The organism is Caballeronia sp. NCF2 (assembly GCF_023631205.1).
Taxonomy (GTDB): Bacteria; Pseudomonadota; Gammaproteobacteria; order Burkholderiales; family Burkholderiaceae; genus Caballeronia; species Caballeronia zhejiangensis.
Genome location: NZ_JALQDN010000048.1, coordinates 94,507 through 107,974, shown reverse-complemented (window position 1 = coordinate 107,974; position 13,468 = coordinate 94,507). Strand labels below are relative to the sequence as shown.

Below are 13,468 nucleotides of genomic sequence, written 5' to 3'. Positions count from 1 at the left end.
CCAGCTCAACGCCATGATGCGCGACGGCACAACTTGGAATCCCCCAAAACCATGATCCTTACCAACTCAACCCTTGACGCTCAATACAGTTGCTTTCTTTGCAGCAGCAAAGAAAGTGACTGCCGCCCCGCACAGGGGCAACGCTCATAGACCACCAAGAAAACGGGATCCGGCGAAGCGAAAGCAAAAGCGAAAGCAAAAGCGAAAGCGAAAGCAAAAAACTCAAGCACTCAAAACCCTGGCCCGCGCGCCACCGCGCAACTTCATCCACGATCCATACACAACGGCAGCCAGCACGAGACCAACGAACCACGCATACGTATAGAGCGTATTGAAAAACGCGGGCACGTTAGGAAAGGAACCCGGAAACGCAGTGTGCAAAAAACCCGGCAGATTCGGCAGCACGCCGACCAAAAGCGCCACCACCGCCGCCACATTCCATCCGCCGCTATACGAATACTCACCGTCTTCATCGAAGAGTTCGCGCTGATCGAGCCGCGTGCCGCGAATCAAAAAGTAATCGACCATCAGAATGCCCGCGACCGGACCGAGCAGCGCCGAATAGCCCACGAGCCACGTGAAGATGTAACCCTGCGTAGTCGCGAGAATCTTCCAAGGCATCATGACGATGGCTATCGTCGCCGTAATCATGCCGCCCGCGCGATACGAAATCCCCTTCGGCCAAAGGCTCGAAAAATCGTAAGCCGGTCCAACGAGATTGGCCGCCAGATTGCAGCACATCGTATCGAGCGTGAGGATGATCAGTGCCACGCCCACACCGATGCCCGTCATGCGGCTCGTGAGATCGATCGGATCCCAGATCGCCTTGCCGTAGATCACGACCGTCGCCGACGTGACGACAACCGAGATCACCGAGAGCAGCGCCATCGGCACAGGCAGGCCGATCGATTGCCCGATCACCTGATCGCGTTGCGTGCGCGCGAAGCGCGTGAAGTCGGGAATGTTCAGCGCGAGCGTCGCCCAGAAGCCGACCATCGCCGTGAGCCCCGGCCAGAACGTAGCCCAGAAAAGCCCCTCCTTCTTGCCGCCCGCGACGAACTGCGACGGCGCCGAAAGCATGGAACCGATGCCGCCCGCCTTGCTCGTCGCCCACCACACGAGCGCGATGCACATCACAACCTTGATCGGCGCAGACCAGCTTTCGAGCCAGCGAATCGAATCGGTGCCGTGCCAGATGAAGTAGAGCTGCAAGGCCCAGAACACGAGAAAGCACGCAAGTTGTCCGAGCGAGATATCGATGAGCGGCAGCGCCGCGCCATGCAATGCGTTTCCCGTCAGGATATTCAAGAGCGTATAGATGGCGCTGCCGCCCAGCCACGTCTGAATGCCGTACCAACCGCACGCGACGATCGCACGCAGCAGCGCCGGCAACTTCGCGCCTTGCGTGCCGAACGACGAGCGCACGAGTACCGCATACGGAATGCCGTGCTTCGCGCCCGCATGGCCGATCAGCAACATCGGCACGAGCACGATCATGTTGCCGAGCAGAACCGTCAACACCGCCTGCCACGGCGACATGCCCTGGTCCGTGAGACCCGCGGCCAGCATGTATGACGCAATGTTCATCACCATGCCGACCCACAGCGCCGCGAAGTGATACCACTTCCACGTGCGCTGTGCGGGGCCGGTCGGTGCGAGGTCATCGTTATACAAGCTGCTCGTCTCGACGTCATGCGCTGTCTGATTCATCGGATGCACTCCGGTTGAGTGTGCGGTTGATCATGGGGATTCAACGACGACGAGCGCTACGTTATGTCTATGTTCATGCCGCTTTCGCGGGTTCTTCCGCATCGATGCGCGCGGGATTGTTCGGATGCGTAGTCCAGTTCGCATATTCGCCCGCATCGACGCGTTCCATCGTGATGCACTGCTCGACAGGACAAACGTGCATGCACAGATTGCAGCCGACGCATTCCGAATCGACCACTTCGAAATGACGCTTGCCGTCCTTCTCCTTCAGGATCGCCTGATGCGATGTGTCCTCGCAAGCGATATGACACAGCCCGCACTGGATGCACTTGTCCTGATCGATGCGCGCCTTGATGTCGTACTTGAGATTGAGATGCTTCCAGTCCGTGACGTTCGGCACGGCGCGCCCGCGAATGTCATCGAGCGTTGCGTAGCCTTTCTCGTCCATCCAGTTCGAGAGGCCATCGGCGAGATCGGACACGATGCGAAAGCCGTGGTGCATCGCGGCCGTGCACACCTGCACGCTGCCCGCGCCAAGCACCATGAATTCCGCCGCATCGCGCCACGATGAAATGCCGCCGATGCCGGAGATAGGCAGATTCGGCGTCTGCGGATCGCGCGCGATTTCGGCGACCATGTTCAGCGCGATCGGCTTCACGGCGGGACCACAATAGCCGCCGTGCGTGCCCTTGCCGTCGACGGTCGGCATCGGCGCCATCTGATCGAGATCGACCGCAACGATCGAGTTGATCGTGTTGATGAGCGACACGCCATCGGCGCCGCCTTTGAACGCGGCGCGCGAACCCATGCGAATATCGCTGATGTTCGGCGTGAGCTTCACGAGGCACGGCAGCTTCGTGCCTTCCTTCACCCAGCGCGTCACCATCTCGACGTATTCAGGCACTTGTCCGACGGCCGCGCCCATGCCGCGTTCGCTCATGCCATGCGGACAACCGAAGTTCAGTTCCACCGCATCTGCGCCCGTGTCTTCCACTTGCGTGAGAATCCACTTCCAGTCCTTCTCGTTGCACGGAACCATCAACGAGACGATAAGCGCGCGGTCGGGCCAGTCGCGCTTCACCTGTTCGATCTCGCGCAAGTTCACGTCGAGCGGTCTGTCCGTAATCAGTTCGATGTTATTCAGTCCTGCGATTCTTTGTCCGTTCCATTGCACCGCGCCGTAACGCGAACTCACGTTCACGACGTGCGGATCGAGCCCGAGCGTCTTCCACACGACGCCGCCCCAGCCCGCTTCGAAAGCGCGGTTGACGTTGTAGGCTTTGTCGGTCGGCGGCGCGGACGCGAGCCAGAAAGGATTCGGCGACGTGATGCCGGCGATGTTGCAAGTCAGATCGGCCATGTTCGTGGTTCTCCTCTTGGCTCAGGCGGCTTTGATCGCAGTCAGTTCGAACGACGCGTCGATGGACGCGGCCGCCAGCTTGCCGTCCTGTACGGCCTGCACGGTGAGATCGAGTCCTTCATGGGTCGCGCAATCGCCGCCGGCCCAGACTTTCGCGAGCGTCGTCTGACGGTTCTCGTCGGTGACGATGCGCCCGCCATCGAGCGTCAATAACTCGCGATCGATTCCGACGGGAACAAGCGTTTGCCCGATCGCCTTCAGCACCATGTCCGCTTCGATCACGAAGCGCTCGCCGCCGCGTTCGAACTCGACGCCCGTCACCTGCCCGTTATCGCCGACCAATCGCACCGGATTCGCGTGCGTGACGATGCTCACGCCGTTCGTCTGCGCGAACTCACGTTCGGCCCACGTCGCGCTCATGTTCTCGACGCCCCGCCGATACGCCATCGTCACGTTCGTCGCGCCAAGTTTGCGGCTTTGAACGCACGCATCGACCGCGGTGTTGCCGCCGCCGATCACGACGACGCGCCGCCCGACCGGCACGCTCGCGAGATCATCTGCCTCGCGCACTTGCTCGATGAAATCGACCGCGTTCATCACGCCTTCGAGCGCTTCGCCTTCGAGCGCCAGCTCGCGCACGCCAGCAAGGCCGAACGCGATGAACACTGCGTCGTATTGCTTGCGCAACCCGTCGAGCGTGAAGTCGCGGCCGAGCGACCGACCTATGTTGATCTCGATGCCGCCGATCGAATACAGCCATTCGATTTCGCGCTGCGCATAATCCTCGACGGTCTTGTACGCAGCAATGCCGTATTCGTTGAGTCCGCCTGGCTTCTCGCGCGCATCGAAGATCACCGCGCGATGCCCCGCAAGCGCAAGCCGATACGCACACGCGAGTCCCGCCGGTCCCGCACCGACGATCGCAATGCGGCGCCCGGTTTCCGGCGCGCGTTCGAATAACGCGACGCCTCTGGCCATCGCCCAATCGGTCGCATGACGCTGCAACGCGCCGATCTTCACCGGCTCGTCGCCCTGATGGTTGCGTACGCAACTACCCTCGCAAAGAATCTCCGTCGGGCACACGCGCGCGCACATTCCGCCGAGCGGATTTGCCGACAGGATATCGACGGCCGCGCCCTTCAGATTGCCGTTGCCGATCTTGCGGATGAAGCCTGGAATGTCGATGCTCGTCGGACATGCCTGGACGCACGGCGCGTCGTAGCAGTAGTGGCAGCGGCTCGCGGCGGCAGCGGCGGCGGTGGCGTCGAGAAGCGGCGCGACATCCGCGAATTCGCATGCGAGCTGTTCCTGCGTGAGGCGATGGCTCGCGATATCGCCGGTCGGTTTCATGGTCATGCGCGTTCCTTGTGAGGACGTACGAGTGCCCGCCGTCCGCGTTCGATCGACGCGGACAGTGCTGAACGTAACAACAGAAAACGTCGCTTATGAAGCCGGTTCCGACGCGCGCTCCAGCATTGCGTGCAGCAGCACGTTCGCGCCTGCCTCGATCCATTCCTGCGTCGCGTCTTCGATCTCGTTGTGGCTGATGCCATCGACGCACGGCACGAACACCATCGACGTCGGCGCGACCTGCGCGAGATAGCACGCATCGTGGCCCGCGCCCGACACCATGTCGCGATGCGAATAGCCGAAGCGCTGCGCCGCCGCCCGCACGGAAGCGACGCACGCGGCGTCGAACTTGACGGGCTCGTAGTAGAAGATCTGTTCGAGCGCGGTCTCCAGACCGATCTCTCCCGCGATGCGTGCCACGCCCTCGCGCAACGCGGCATCCATGCGCGCGAGCACGGCATCGTCGGGATGACGGAAATCGACGGTGAAGAACACGCGGCCCGGAATCACGTTGCGCGAGTTCGGATGCACTTGCATCATGCCGACCGTCGCGCACCCGAGCGGCGCGTTGTCGAGGCCGATGCGGTTCACGAGATCGACCACGCGCGATGCGCCGAGGAGCGCATCCTTGCGGCGCGGCATCGGGGTCGGGCCTGCGTGGGCTTCCTGGCCCGTCAGCGTGATCTCGTACCAGCGCTGACCTTGCGCATCGGTGACGACGCCGATCGTCTTGTCTTCGGCCTCGAGTATCGGCCCTTGCTCGATATGCAGCTCGAACGCCGCGTGCAGCTTGCGGCCGCCGCACGGCACATCGCCCGCATAACCGATGCGCTCGAGTTCTTCGCCGATCGTCTTGCCATCGACGTCCTTGCGCGACAGACCGTAATCGAGCGAGAACACGCCCGCGAACACGCCCGACGCAACCATCGCCGGTGCGAAGCGCGAGCCTTCCTCGTTGGTCCAGATGACGACTTCGATCGGATGCTCGGTTTCGATGCCGCGATCGTTGAGCGAGCGGATCACTTCGAGTCCGCCAAGCACGCCGTAGATGCCGTCGAAGCGCCCGCCCGTAGGCTGTGAATCCGCGTGCGAGCCAGTAACCACCGGCAGCGCGTCGAGATTGCGTCCTGCGCGGCGCATGAACACGTTGCCCATCTGATCGACGCTCACCGTGCAGCCCGCTGCCTTCGCCCAGCTCACGATGAGATCGCGCCCTTCGCGATCGAGATCGGTCAGCGCGAGACGGCAGACACCGCCCTTCGGTGTCGCGCCGATTTTGGCCATCGTCATCAGGCTGTCCCATAGACGCTGACCGTTCACCTTGATGGACGTATCGAGACCAGCTTCTCTGATTGCATCCGTTACGACGTTCATTCGCCTCGCTCCTTACGATCGGACTTCGTATGTGAGTGACTTCGTTTCGTGCATGCCGGACGTTTGCGGTGCGATGCTGCACGCGCCCGGTGCACGTTTTTCTTATGCGATGAATGATGCGAACGACACGCCTCTTCGATAAATCGAGCGCTCTTCAATCCTGTCCAGTTGGACAGGTTGTAGCCGATTAAAATAAGCAAATCAACGTCTTTCGTGTGCGGGCAAACACCGAGCAAATAAAGCGATAAGCGTGCCATTGCGATGCAGCATCGGCAGCTATTGGTTGCAATGGCTTTTTCGACGCGATGCAGCGCCAAACATGCGAATGGCACGAATGACGCGAATCAGGCACGATGCGGCACACGGCCGAAGAATTCGACGATGAAGAACTCGACGATGAGATACGACGACGCGGCGAACGGCATCGCCGGAAACGAAGACACTGCGCCGCCTTCACGGCGTAGCAAGGCGCAAATCCGCGAGAGCAACGAAGCGCAGCTTCTCGCTTGCGCCGAGGAAGTGTTCGCGGAGAAAGGACTCGAAGGCGCGAGCACGGCGATGATCGCTGAACGCGCCGGCTTGCCGAAGGCCAACCTGCATTACTACTTTCCGACAAAGCTCGCGCTCTATCGGCGCGTGCTAGAAGATCTGTTCGAGGACTGGCATCGCGCGGCGGACACCTTCGAATGCAGCGACGATCCCGTGGAAGCGATCGGCGGCTATGTGCGCGCAAAGATGGACCTGTCGCGACGCAGGCCGCTCGGCTCGAAGGTGTGGGCGAGCGAGATCATCCACGGCGCGCATCACATGCAGGACATTCTCAACGAACGCGTGAAGCCCTGGCTCGATACACGCGTCATCGTCATCGAAAGCTGGATCGCGCGCGGCTTGCTCGCGCCGGTCGAGCCGGACACGTTCATGTTCATGATCTGGGCGATCACGCAGCACTATGCCGACTTCGATGCGCAGATACGCGCGTTGAAAGGCAAGCGCGCGCTCACACGCAAGGCCTTCGATGAACAGACGGAAGAAGTCGTGCGACTCGTGATTCGCGCGTGCGGGGCGGTGTCGCCGCGCATCGAAGAGAAAGACGACGCGCAATAAAAAACGCCGGCCGCTCGATGGCGGCCGGCGTTCACTGCTTGCTTCTTGCTTCTTGCTTCTTGCTTCTTGCTTCTTGCTTCTTGCTGCTGTACTGCTTTACTACGCACTACTACTGCATTCTCGCAAGTACTGCACTTTCTGATGCTTGCTGCTACTTCAACCGCTACTGCTCAGCACATCTACTGCCCTGCTGCATCAACCTTCGATTAGTGACCGAAGTAGACCGAGTTGCGATCCGACATCGACACGTTGGCGCGTGCGGCCGGAGCAGCTACGCCCGATTGCGAAGTGCCAGCGGTCGAAGGACCATAAGCGTTCGCGCCATTTTCAGCGTTCACGCGTGCTTGAGCGGCCTGCAGATTCTGCGGATAGTTCACGCGGTCTTCCGACGGGTTGTAGCCAGCCTTTTCCAGTTGAACCAGTTCAGCGCGGACTTGAGCGCGAGTCACCGGCGCATTGCTTTGTGCCGAAGCGAAAGTCGGGGCAGCCAAAGCAGCAGCGACGACGAGTGCGGGAACGAATGCCTTGATCATGATGAACCTCCAGTAGTCTTGTTTGAAATCGAAACCGAATCGGAAGCCTTTTAAGCGTTTTCTGATTTCGTTTCGCTTGAAGACAGTGTAGGAGGCCGCAGACTTAGGGGAAACCCCAATTTCAAGGAAACATAATTGTCCGGATCGCAACAATGCGTTTCGCTCCGTGTTGCGCGGCGTGCGCGGGATCGCGTGGCGGACCCTGCTTAAGTTACTGTTTTTACAGCGTAATTTTCGCGTCCGCCGCGCGCACGCGAGATCGCTGCGAATCCGGCCATTACGCCGACGCCAGCAATTCGTCATCCGGCTGACAGTCAGAAAGCCGCGGTCACATAGGCAAGCGCGGCCGATACGAGCTCGCGCAACAGCGGTTCGATCGCGTTCGCCTTGGCTTCGTCGTAAGCGAATGGCGGCGTTTCTTCCATGTAGCTGACCTGCGTAAGCTCCAGTTGAACCGCGTGAACGCCCTCTTCGGGCCGCCCGTAACGCCGGGTGATATAGCCGCCCTTGAAGCGCCCGTTGGCCACCGTCGTGTACCGGCCGTCGCGCTCGACGATGCTCGCAAGCCGTTCCGCCAGCCCCGGCGCCGCCGACGCGCCATCCGCCGTGCCGAAGTTGAAATCGGTCAGGCGGCCATCGAAAAAGCGCGGCACGACCGAGCGGATCGAATGCGCTTCCCATAGCAGCACGCGGCCGTGCGTCCGCCGCAGCGCATCGAGCTCGCCGGCGAGCGCATCGTGATACGGCTGCCAGTACATCGCGCGGCGCGCATCGATCTGATCGCGCGACGGCTCGTGGCCCGGCTTGTAGAGCGGCGCCTTGTCGAAGGTATCGACCGGACAGAGCCCCGTCGTGTCGCGGCCGGGATAGAGATTCGCGTCGTCGGGCGGGCGGTTCAGATCGACGACATAGCGCGCGTAGTGCGGCGTCAGGATCGATGCGCCCAGATCGCGCGCAAACGCATAGAGGCGTTCGAGATGCCAATCGCAATCCTCGGTGAGCTTGGCGACGGGCGTCATCTCGTCGGCGAGCGCGCAGGGAATCTGCGTGCCGCGGTGCGGAATCGAAATCAGGAGCGGCGCGTTGCCGCGTTCCAGCGTGAAGATCGAAGAGCCGTTCATGTGAGACCTCAATCCAGCAAGCCGCGCAAGGCGGCGCGATAACGCGCGAGCGCTTCGTCTTCGTCGGCGTGACGGCGCGCGTTGATCACCTTGCGGCCGGAGACGAACACATCGCGGATCGGCGTCTCGCCATGCTCGCAAAACACCGCGCTCGACATCCACGCGTCGCTCGCATGTCCGCCGATGCCCGGATGCGCGTCGTCGAGCACGAGCCAGTCGGCGCGCAAGCCTTGCGCGAGCGCACCGACAGCGCGTCCCGTCGCGTGCGCGCCGCCATCGAGCGCGGCATCGAAAAGACGATCGGCCGGACGGCTTTGCGTCGGCGACGCCAGCACGTTGCGTTGCTGGCGGCAAAGGCGCTGCCCGTATTCCAGCAGACGCAGCTCCGAGCGCCAGTCGACGCCGACATGACTGTCGGACCCGACGCCGATGCGCCCGCCCGCGTCGAGATAATCGCGCGACGGGAACACGCCGTCGCCGAGATTCGCTTCGGTCGTGAGACACAGACCCGCGACCGCGCCGCTCGCCGCGAGACGCGCGCATTCGTGGGCATCGACGTGCGTCGCGTGCACGAGGCACCAGCGCTCATCGACGTTGAAATGTTCGAGCAGCCAGTCCACCGGACGATGCCCCGTAGCCGCGACGCAGGCGTCCACTTCGGCCATCTGTTCGGCGATATGGATATGCACCGGCGCGCGCTCAAAGCGCGCATCGATTCCCTCGATGAGCGCCGCGAGCGATTCGCCCGACACCGCGCGCAACGAATGCGGCGCGACGCCGTAACGCCGCGCGCCGTTTTCGGGCCGCGAGCGCGCGAGTGCGTCGATGAGCCCGAGCAGCGAATCGGGCGTATTGAGAAAGCGCCGCTGATCGTCGCGCGGCGCGCTCTTGCCGAAGCCGCTGTATTCGTAGAGCACCGGCAGCATCGTCATGCCGATGCCCGCGCGCTCCGCCGCATCGACGACGCGCTCCGCGAGTTCCGCGCGATTCGCGTACGGCGCGCCATCGGGCGCGTGATGCACGTAGTGAAACTCGCACACCGACGTGTAGCCCGCCTTCAGCATCTCGATGTAAAGCCAGTGCGCGATATCCGCGATCGATTCCGGGCCGATCCGCGCGGCGAAGCGATACATGAGATCGCGCCAGCTCCAGAACGTATCGGCGACGCTCGCGCGATACTCGGTGAGGCCCGCCATCGCACGCTGGAACGCGTGCGAGTGCAGATTCGGCATGCCGGGCAGGATCGGTCCTTTCGCGCGCTCGACGCCCGCGGGCGCCGCGCTGTCCGGCGTGACGCGCACGAGCGTGCCGGCGTCGTCCCATTCGAGCAGCACGTCGCGACGCCAGCCATCGGCGAGGCGCGCGTGCTCCGCGAAGAATGCGTTCATCGCTTGTCTCCGTTGTTATGTCGATGCGCGCCTACATCATGTCGATGCCGATATGCAGCCACGATGCGCCATCCCGCACAGCGCATTCGAGCGCGCTCGCGCCATCGATGCGCGAGGTGTCGCCTGCTTCGAGCGTATGGCATGTGTCGTCGGCGAACTTGATGTCGAGCCGCCCTTGCACGCAGAACAGAAACGTCACGTCGTGTTCGAACGCGAGCGAGCATGACGCGCGCCCGGCGTTCACCGTTGCGCGCGCGCGATCGCGGCGCACCATCAAGTTGAAATCGCGCGTCGGGCCGGCGAGGAGCGTGGCGTGAATCGGCGTCTCGCCGGCAAAGCGCGCGATTGCGAGCGGCGCATCGAGAACATGCACGTCGCCGTGCGCTTCCGTCAGACGCATGCCCGCGCCGTCGAGCAGCACGAGCACGCGATCGACGCCCTCGAACTTCGAGAACGCGCCGTCGGATGCGACGTCGGCGAGCGACAGACGCCACGCGAACGCATCGAGCGACACGCCCTGCGGCCCCGCCGCGATCTCGCGCGTGATGCCGCCGCCGTTCTTCCACGGCGTGGGCGTCAGCGAATCGGCACGAATGATCGTCACGTTCAGAAGTGTCCGGTGAATTGGTAGCGGTCGCCGGGATGCCAGAGATTCGCAACCGACGCCACCGCATCGCGCGACCACGTGCGCCGATGCAGCAGCAGACACGGCTCGTGCTCGGCCATCGCGAGCGCGAGCCGAATTTCCGCCGACGGCACCGATGCCTCGATCCGATACTCGACGCGCTGCAGCGGCGCGGCGGTCATCAGATACTGGTTCGGCGTGATCGTCGTGAAATCCTGGCGCGCGTATTCCGGCGCCAGCGCGGGATTCACGTAACGTTCTTCCATCTGTACCGGCTCGTCGTTTTCGAAATGCAGCACGCGCGAATGAAACACCGGGCTGCCGAGCGCGAGATGCATTTCGGCGGCGAGCGCTTCATCGACGATCGACGCGCCCAAATGCAGCACCTGCGCGCGATACGTGTGACCGCGCGCGACGATTTCATCCGAAATGCTGCGAATCTCGACGAGCGTCGACGCGTATTTCGGCTGCGCGACGAAGGTGCCCGCGCCCTGCACGCGCGTCAGCACCTGTTCGGCGGTCAGTTCGCGCAGCGCGCGGTTCACGGTCATGCGCGCGACCTTGAATTCGCGCGCAAGCTCGTTTTCGGAAGGCACCTGGTCGCCCTCCTTCCACTCGCCGATATGAATGCGCTGGAGAATGTAGTCCTTGATCTCCTGATACGCGGGCGTGCTCATTCAGCTTGTTCCGACGCGAACGAGAACGGGCTGTGCCGCGCGATCGCGCCTTGCTGCACGAGCGTCGCGATCGCGGCGATGTCGGGCGCGAAGTAATGGTCGAGGTCGTAGTGCGGCACGTGCGCGCGCAGCGTCTTCATCACTTCGGCGAGCGGCGCGCTCGTCTGATGCGGCGCGCGCAGATCGACGCCTTGCGCCGCCGCGAGCAGTTCGATCGCGAGGATGTTCGCGGTGTTGCTGGCGATGTCGCCGAGCTTGCGCGCGGCGAACGTCGCCATCGAGACGTGATCTTCCTGATTCGCGGACGTCGGCAGCGAATCGACCGACGCCGGATGCGCGAGCGTCTTGTTCTCCGATGCGAGCGCGGCCGCCGTCACGTGCGCGATCATGAAGCCGGAGTTGACGCCGCCATCGCGCACCAGGAACGGCGGCAGGCCCGAGAGCGTCGCGTCGATCAAAAGCGCGATGCGGCGTTCCGCGAGCGCGCCGATTTCGGCTGCGGCGAGCGCGAGATTGTCGGCGGCGAACGCGACCGGCTCCGCGTGGAAGTTACCGCCCGAGAGCACTTCGCCCGTATCGGGGAAGATCAGCGGGTTGTCGGAGACGGCGTTCGATTCGATCAGCAGGACATCCGCCGCGTGGCGCATCTGGTCGAGGCACGCGCCCATCACCTGCGGCTGGCAGCGCAGGCTGTACGGGTCCTGCACCTTGTCGCAATCCGCGTGCGACAGATTGATGCCGGAGCCCTTCAGCAGCGTGCGATACGCCGATGCGGCTTCCATCTGCCCGCGATGACCGCGCAGTTCATGGATGCGCGCATCGAACGGAACGACCGAGCCGGCGGCTGCATCGACGGACAGCGCGCCCGCGACGAGCGCGGTGCGAAACAGATCTTCGATTGCGAAAAGGTTGTAAAGCGCGAGCGCCGCCGACGCCTGCGTGCCGTTCAGCAGCGCGAGACCTTCCTTCGCCTGCAGCGTGAGCGGCTTGAGGCCCGCGACCGCCAGACCGTCGAGCGCACTGGCGCGCTCACCGCGAATCGTGACTTCGCCGATGCCGAGCAGCACCGTCGACATATGCGCGAGCGGCGCGAGGTCGCCCGATGCGCCGACCGAACCCTTGATCGGGATGATCGGCAGGACGTCGGCGTTGAAGAGCGTGATGAGCGCGTCGATGACTTCGCGGCGGATGCCCGAATGGCCGCGCCCGAGACTCGACAGCTTGAGCGCCATCAAAAGCCGCACGACCGGACGCGACATCGGCTCGCCCACGCCCACCGCATGCGACAGCACGAGATTCTTTTGCAGCAATTCCAGCTGATCGGCCGGAATGTGCGTATTGGCGAGCCGCCCGAAGCCCGTATTGATGCCGTAAGCCGGATCGCCCTTCGCGGCGATCGCGGCGACTGCGCGCGCGCTGGCATCGATCGCGTCGAAGCTGGCCGGATCGAGCAGAAGCGGGTCCGAGCCTCGCGCGATGCGGCGCAGTTGCGGCAGCGTCAGTTTTCCGGGCGTAAGCGTGATCATGGTTCGTCCTGTCTATACAAGTTAGACTCAAGTCTAATCGCGCAGAAAGGACGAAACAAGGGGTTATCCGGGATTTCACTAGGCTCGTCCCGGAAGATCGACGCGTGTTGTCTATACAGATTTCACAGATCCAGCACCTTCTCCATCACGAACTGGACAAAGCGCTGCTGCCGCACGACGACGGCGCGCGCCAGCAGCATCGTGAAACCGCAATATTCGAAGAAAGGCCGCCCCGTGACGCTCGAATAGGTATGCAGCGTCGTCAGGCCGAGCACCTCCGCTTCGGCCTCGATGCGCGCGAGCAGCGACGTCGCCACGCTTTTGCGCTGATGTATCGGATCGACGAACATCATGTCGATGAGACCGTTCTTCTCGAGATCGGCGAAGCCCGCGAGTTCGCCGTCGACAAGTCCGACCCAAGTCGGGCGGCTCAAGCGCGCGAGTTCCCATTCGTCGCGATCGGCTTGCGACCAGGCTGCGATCTGCGCTTCGTTATAGTCGGCCGATGCCGTTTCGCGAACGGCGCGTTGGAACAGATCGATTACACCGTCGAGATCGCTCGCACGATACGGTCTGACTTCGATGAGCGGCAGGCCTGGCATTTCATCACCTTCGTTACTGTCAAAAGAAAAAACCGCTGCCGAAGCAGCGAGGGTCTAGCGTTCAAAACGCGGGAAAAAAAACTTTACGGGAATGAGCG

12 protein-coding genes are annotated in these 13,468 nt (G+C 62.9%); 1 reads left to right on the top strand and 11 read right to left on the bottom strand.

Annotation, left to right across the window (positions count from 1 at the left end; all coding sequences use genetic code 11):
* Positions 1–222 precede the first annotated feature (222 nt).
* The 4 genes from NCS02_RS16015 to NCS02_RS16000 form a co-directional block, all read right to left on the bottom strand.
* A complete protein-coding gene (locus tag NCS02_RS16015) occupies positions 223–1,710 on the bottom strand; it encodes an NCS1 family nucleobase:cation symporter-1 (RefSeq protein WP_175979164.1) in 1,488 nt (495 codons plus the stop codon).
* A 73-nt stretch (positions 1,711–1,783) separates the two neighbouring features.
* On the bottom strand, positions 1,784–3,070 hold the full coding sequence (gene preA / locus NCS02_RS16010) for an NAD-dependent dihydropyrimidine dehydrogenase subunit PreA (RefSeq protein WP_250519886.1): 1,287 nt from the start codon (positions 3,068–3,070) through the stop codon (positions 1,784–1,786).
* 21 nt (positions 3,071–3,091) lie between these two features.
* Complete coding sequence (locus tag NCS02_RS16005) at positions 3,092–4,426, bottom strand: NAD(P)-dependent oxidoreductase (protein ID WP_250502875.1); 1,335 nt, start codon at positions 4,424–4,426, stop codon at positions 3,092–3,094.
* A gap of 87 nt (positions 4,427–4,513) precedes the next feature.
* Complete coding sequence (locus NCS02_RS16000) at positions 4,514–5,794, bottom strand: Zn-dependent hydrolase (protein ID WP_008353719.1); 1,281 nt, start codon at positions 5,792–5,794, stop codon at positions 4,514–4,516.
* Positions 5,795–6,175: 381 nt separating this feature from the next.
* Between NCS02_RS16000 and NCS02_RS15995 the strand changes: the two genes are divergently transcribed.
* Complete coding sequence (locus NCS02_RS15995; RefSeq protein ID WP_250440483.1) at positions 6,176–6,898, top strand: TetR/AcrR family transcriptional regulator; 723 nt, start codon at positions 6,176–6,178, stop codon at positions 6,896–6,898.
* Between the two features lie 206 nt (positions 6,899–7,104).
* Here the strand turns inward: NCS02_RS15995 and NCS02_RS15990 are convergent, their stop codons facing one another.
* The 7 genes from NCS02_RS15990 to NCS02_RS15960 form a co-directional block, all read right to left on the bottom strand.
* The gene (locus NCS02_RS15990) at positions 7,105–7,428 is read right to left on the bottom strand and encodes a DUF4148 domain-containing protein (RefSeq protein ID WP_033536343.1); all 324 of its coding nucleotides are present in this window, start codon (positions 7,426–7,428) and stop codon (positions 7,105–7,107) included.
* Between the two features lie 317 nt (positions 7,429–7,745).
* The gene (gene hutG, locus NCS02_RS15985) at positions 7,746–8,552 is read right to left on the bottom strand and encodes an N-formylglutamate deformylase (RefSeq protein ID WP_250502874.1); all 807 of its coding nucleotides are present in this window, start codon (positions 8,550–8,552) and stop codon (positions 7,746–7,748) included.
* Positions 8,553–8,560: 8 nt separating this feature from the next.
* On the bottom strand, positions 8,561–9,940 hold the full coding sequence (locus NCS02_RS15980) for a formimidoylglutamate deiminase (RefSeq protein ID WP_175979160.1): 1,380 nt from the start codon (positions 9,938–9,940) through the stop codon (positions 8,561–8,563).
* 31 nt (positions 9,941–9,971) lie between these two features.
* Positions 9,972–10,544: a HutD/Ves family protein gene (locus NCS02_RS15975; RefSeq protein ID WP_250502873.1), complete on the bottom strand. Its 573-nt coding sequence runs from the start codon at positions 10,542–10,544 to the stop codon at positions 9,972–9,974.
* A gap of 2 nt (positions 10,545–10,546) precedes the next feature.
* Positions 10,547–11,242, bottom strand: coding sequence for a histidine utilization transcriptional repressor HutC (hutC, locus tag NCS02_RS15970; RefSeq protein WP_008353725.1), 696 nt, complete (start codon positions 11,240–11,242; stop codon positions 10,547–10,549).
* Positions 11,239–12,768, bottom strand: a complete 1,530-nt coding sequence (hutH, locus tag NCS02_RS15965) for a histidine ammonia-lyase (RefSeq protein ID WP_008353726.1) — start codon at positions 12,766–12,768, stop codon at positions 11,239–11,241. Before hutH ends, hutC begins: the two co-directional genes overlap by 4 nt.
* Before the next feature lie 122 nt (positions 12,769–12,890).
* Positions 12,891–13,370, bottom strand: coding sequence for a GNAT family N-acetyltransferase (locus tag NCS02_RS15960; RefSeq protein ID WP_008353727.1), 480 nt, complete (start codon positions 13,368–13,370; stop codon positions 12,891–12,893).
* Positions 13,371–13,468 lie beyond the last annotated feature (98 nt).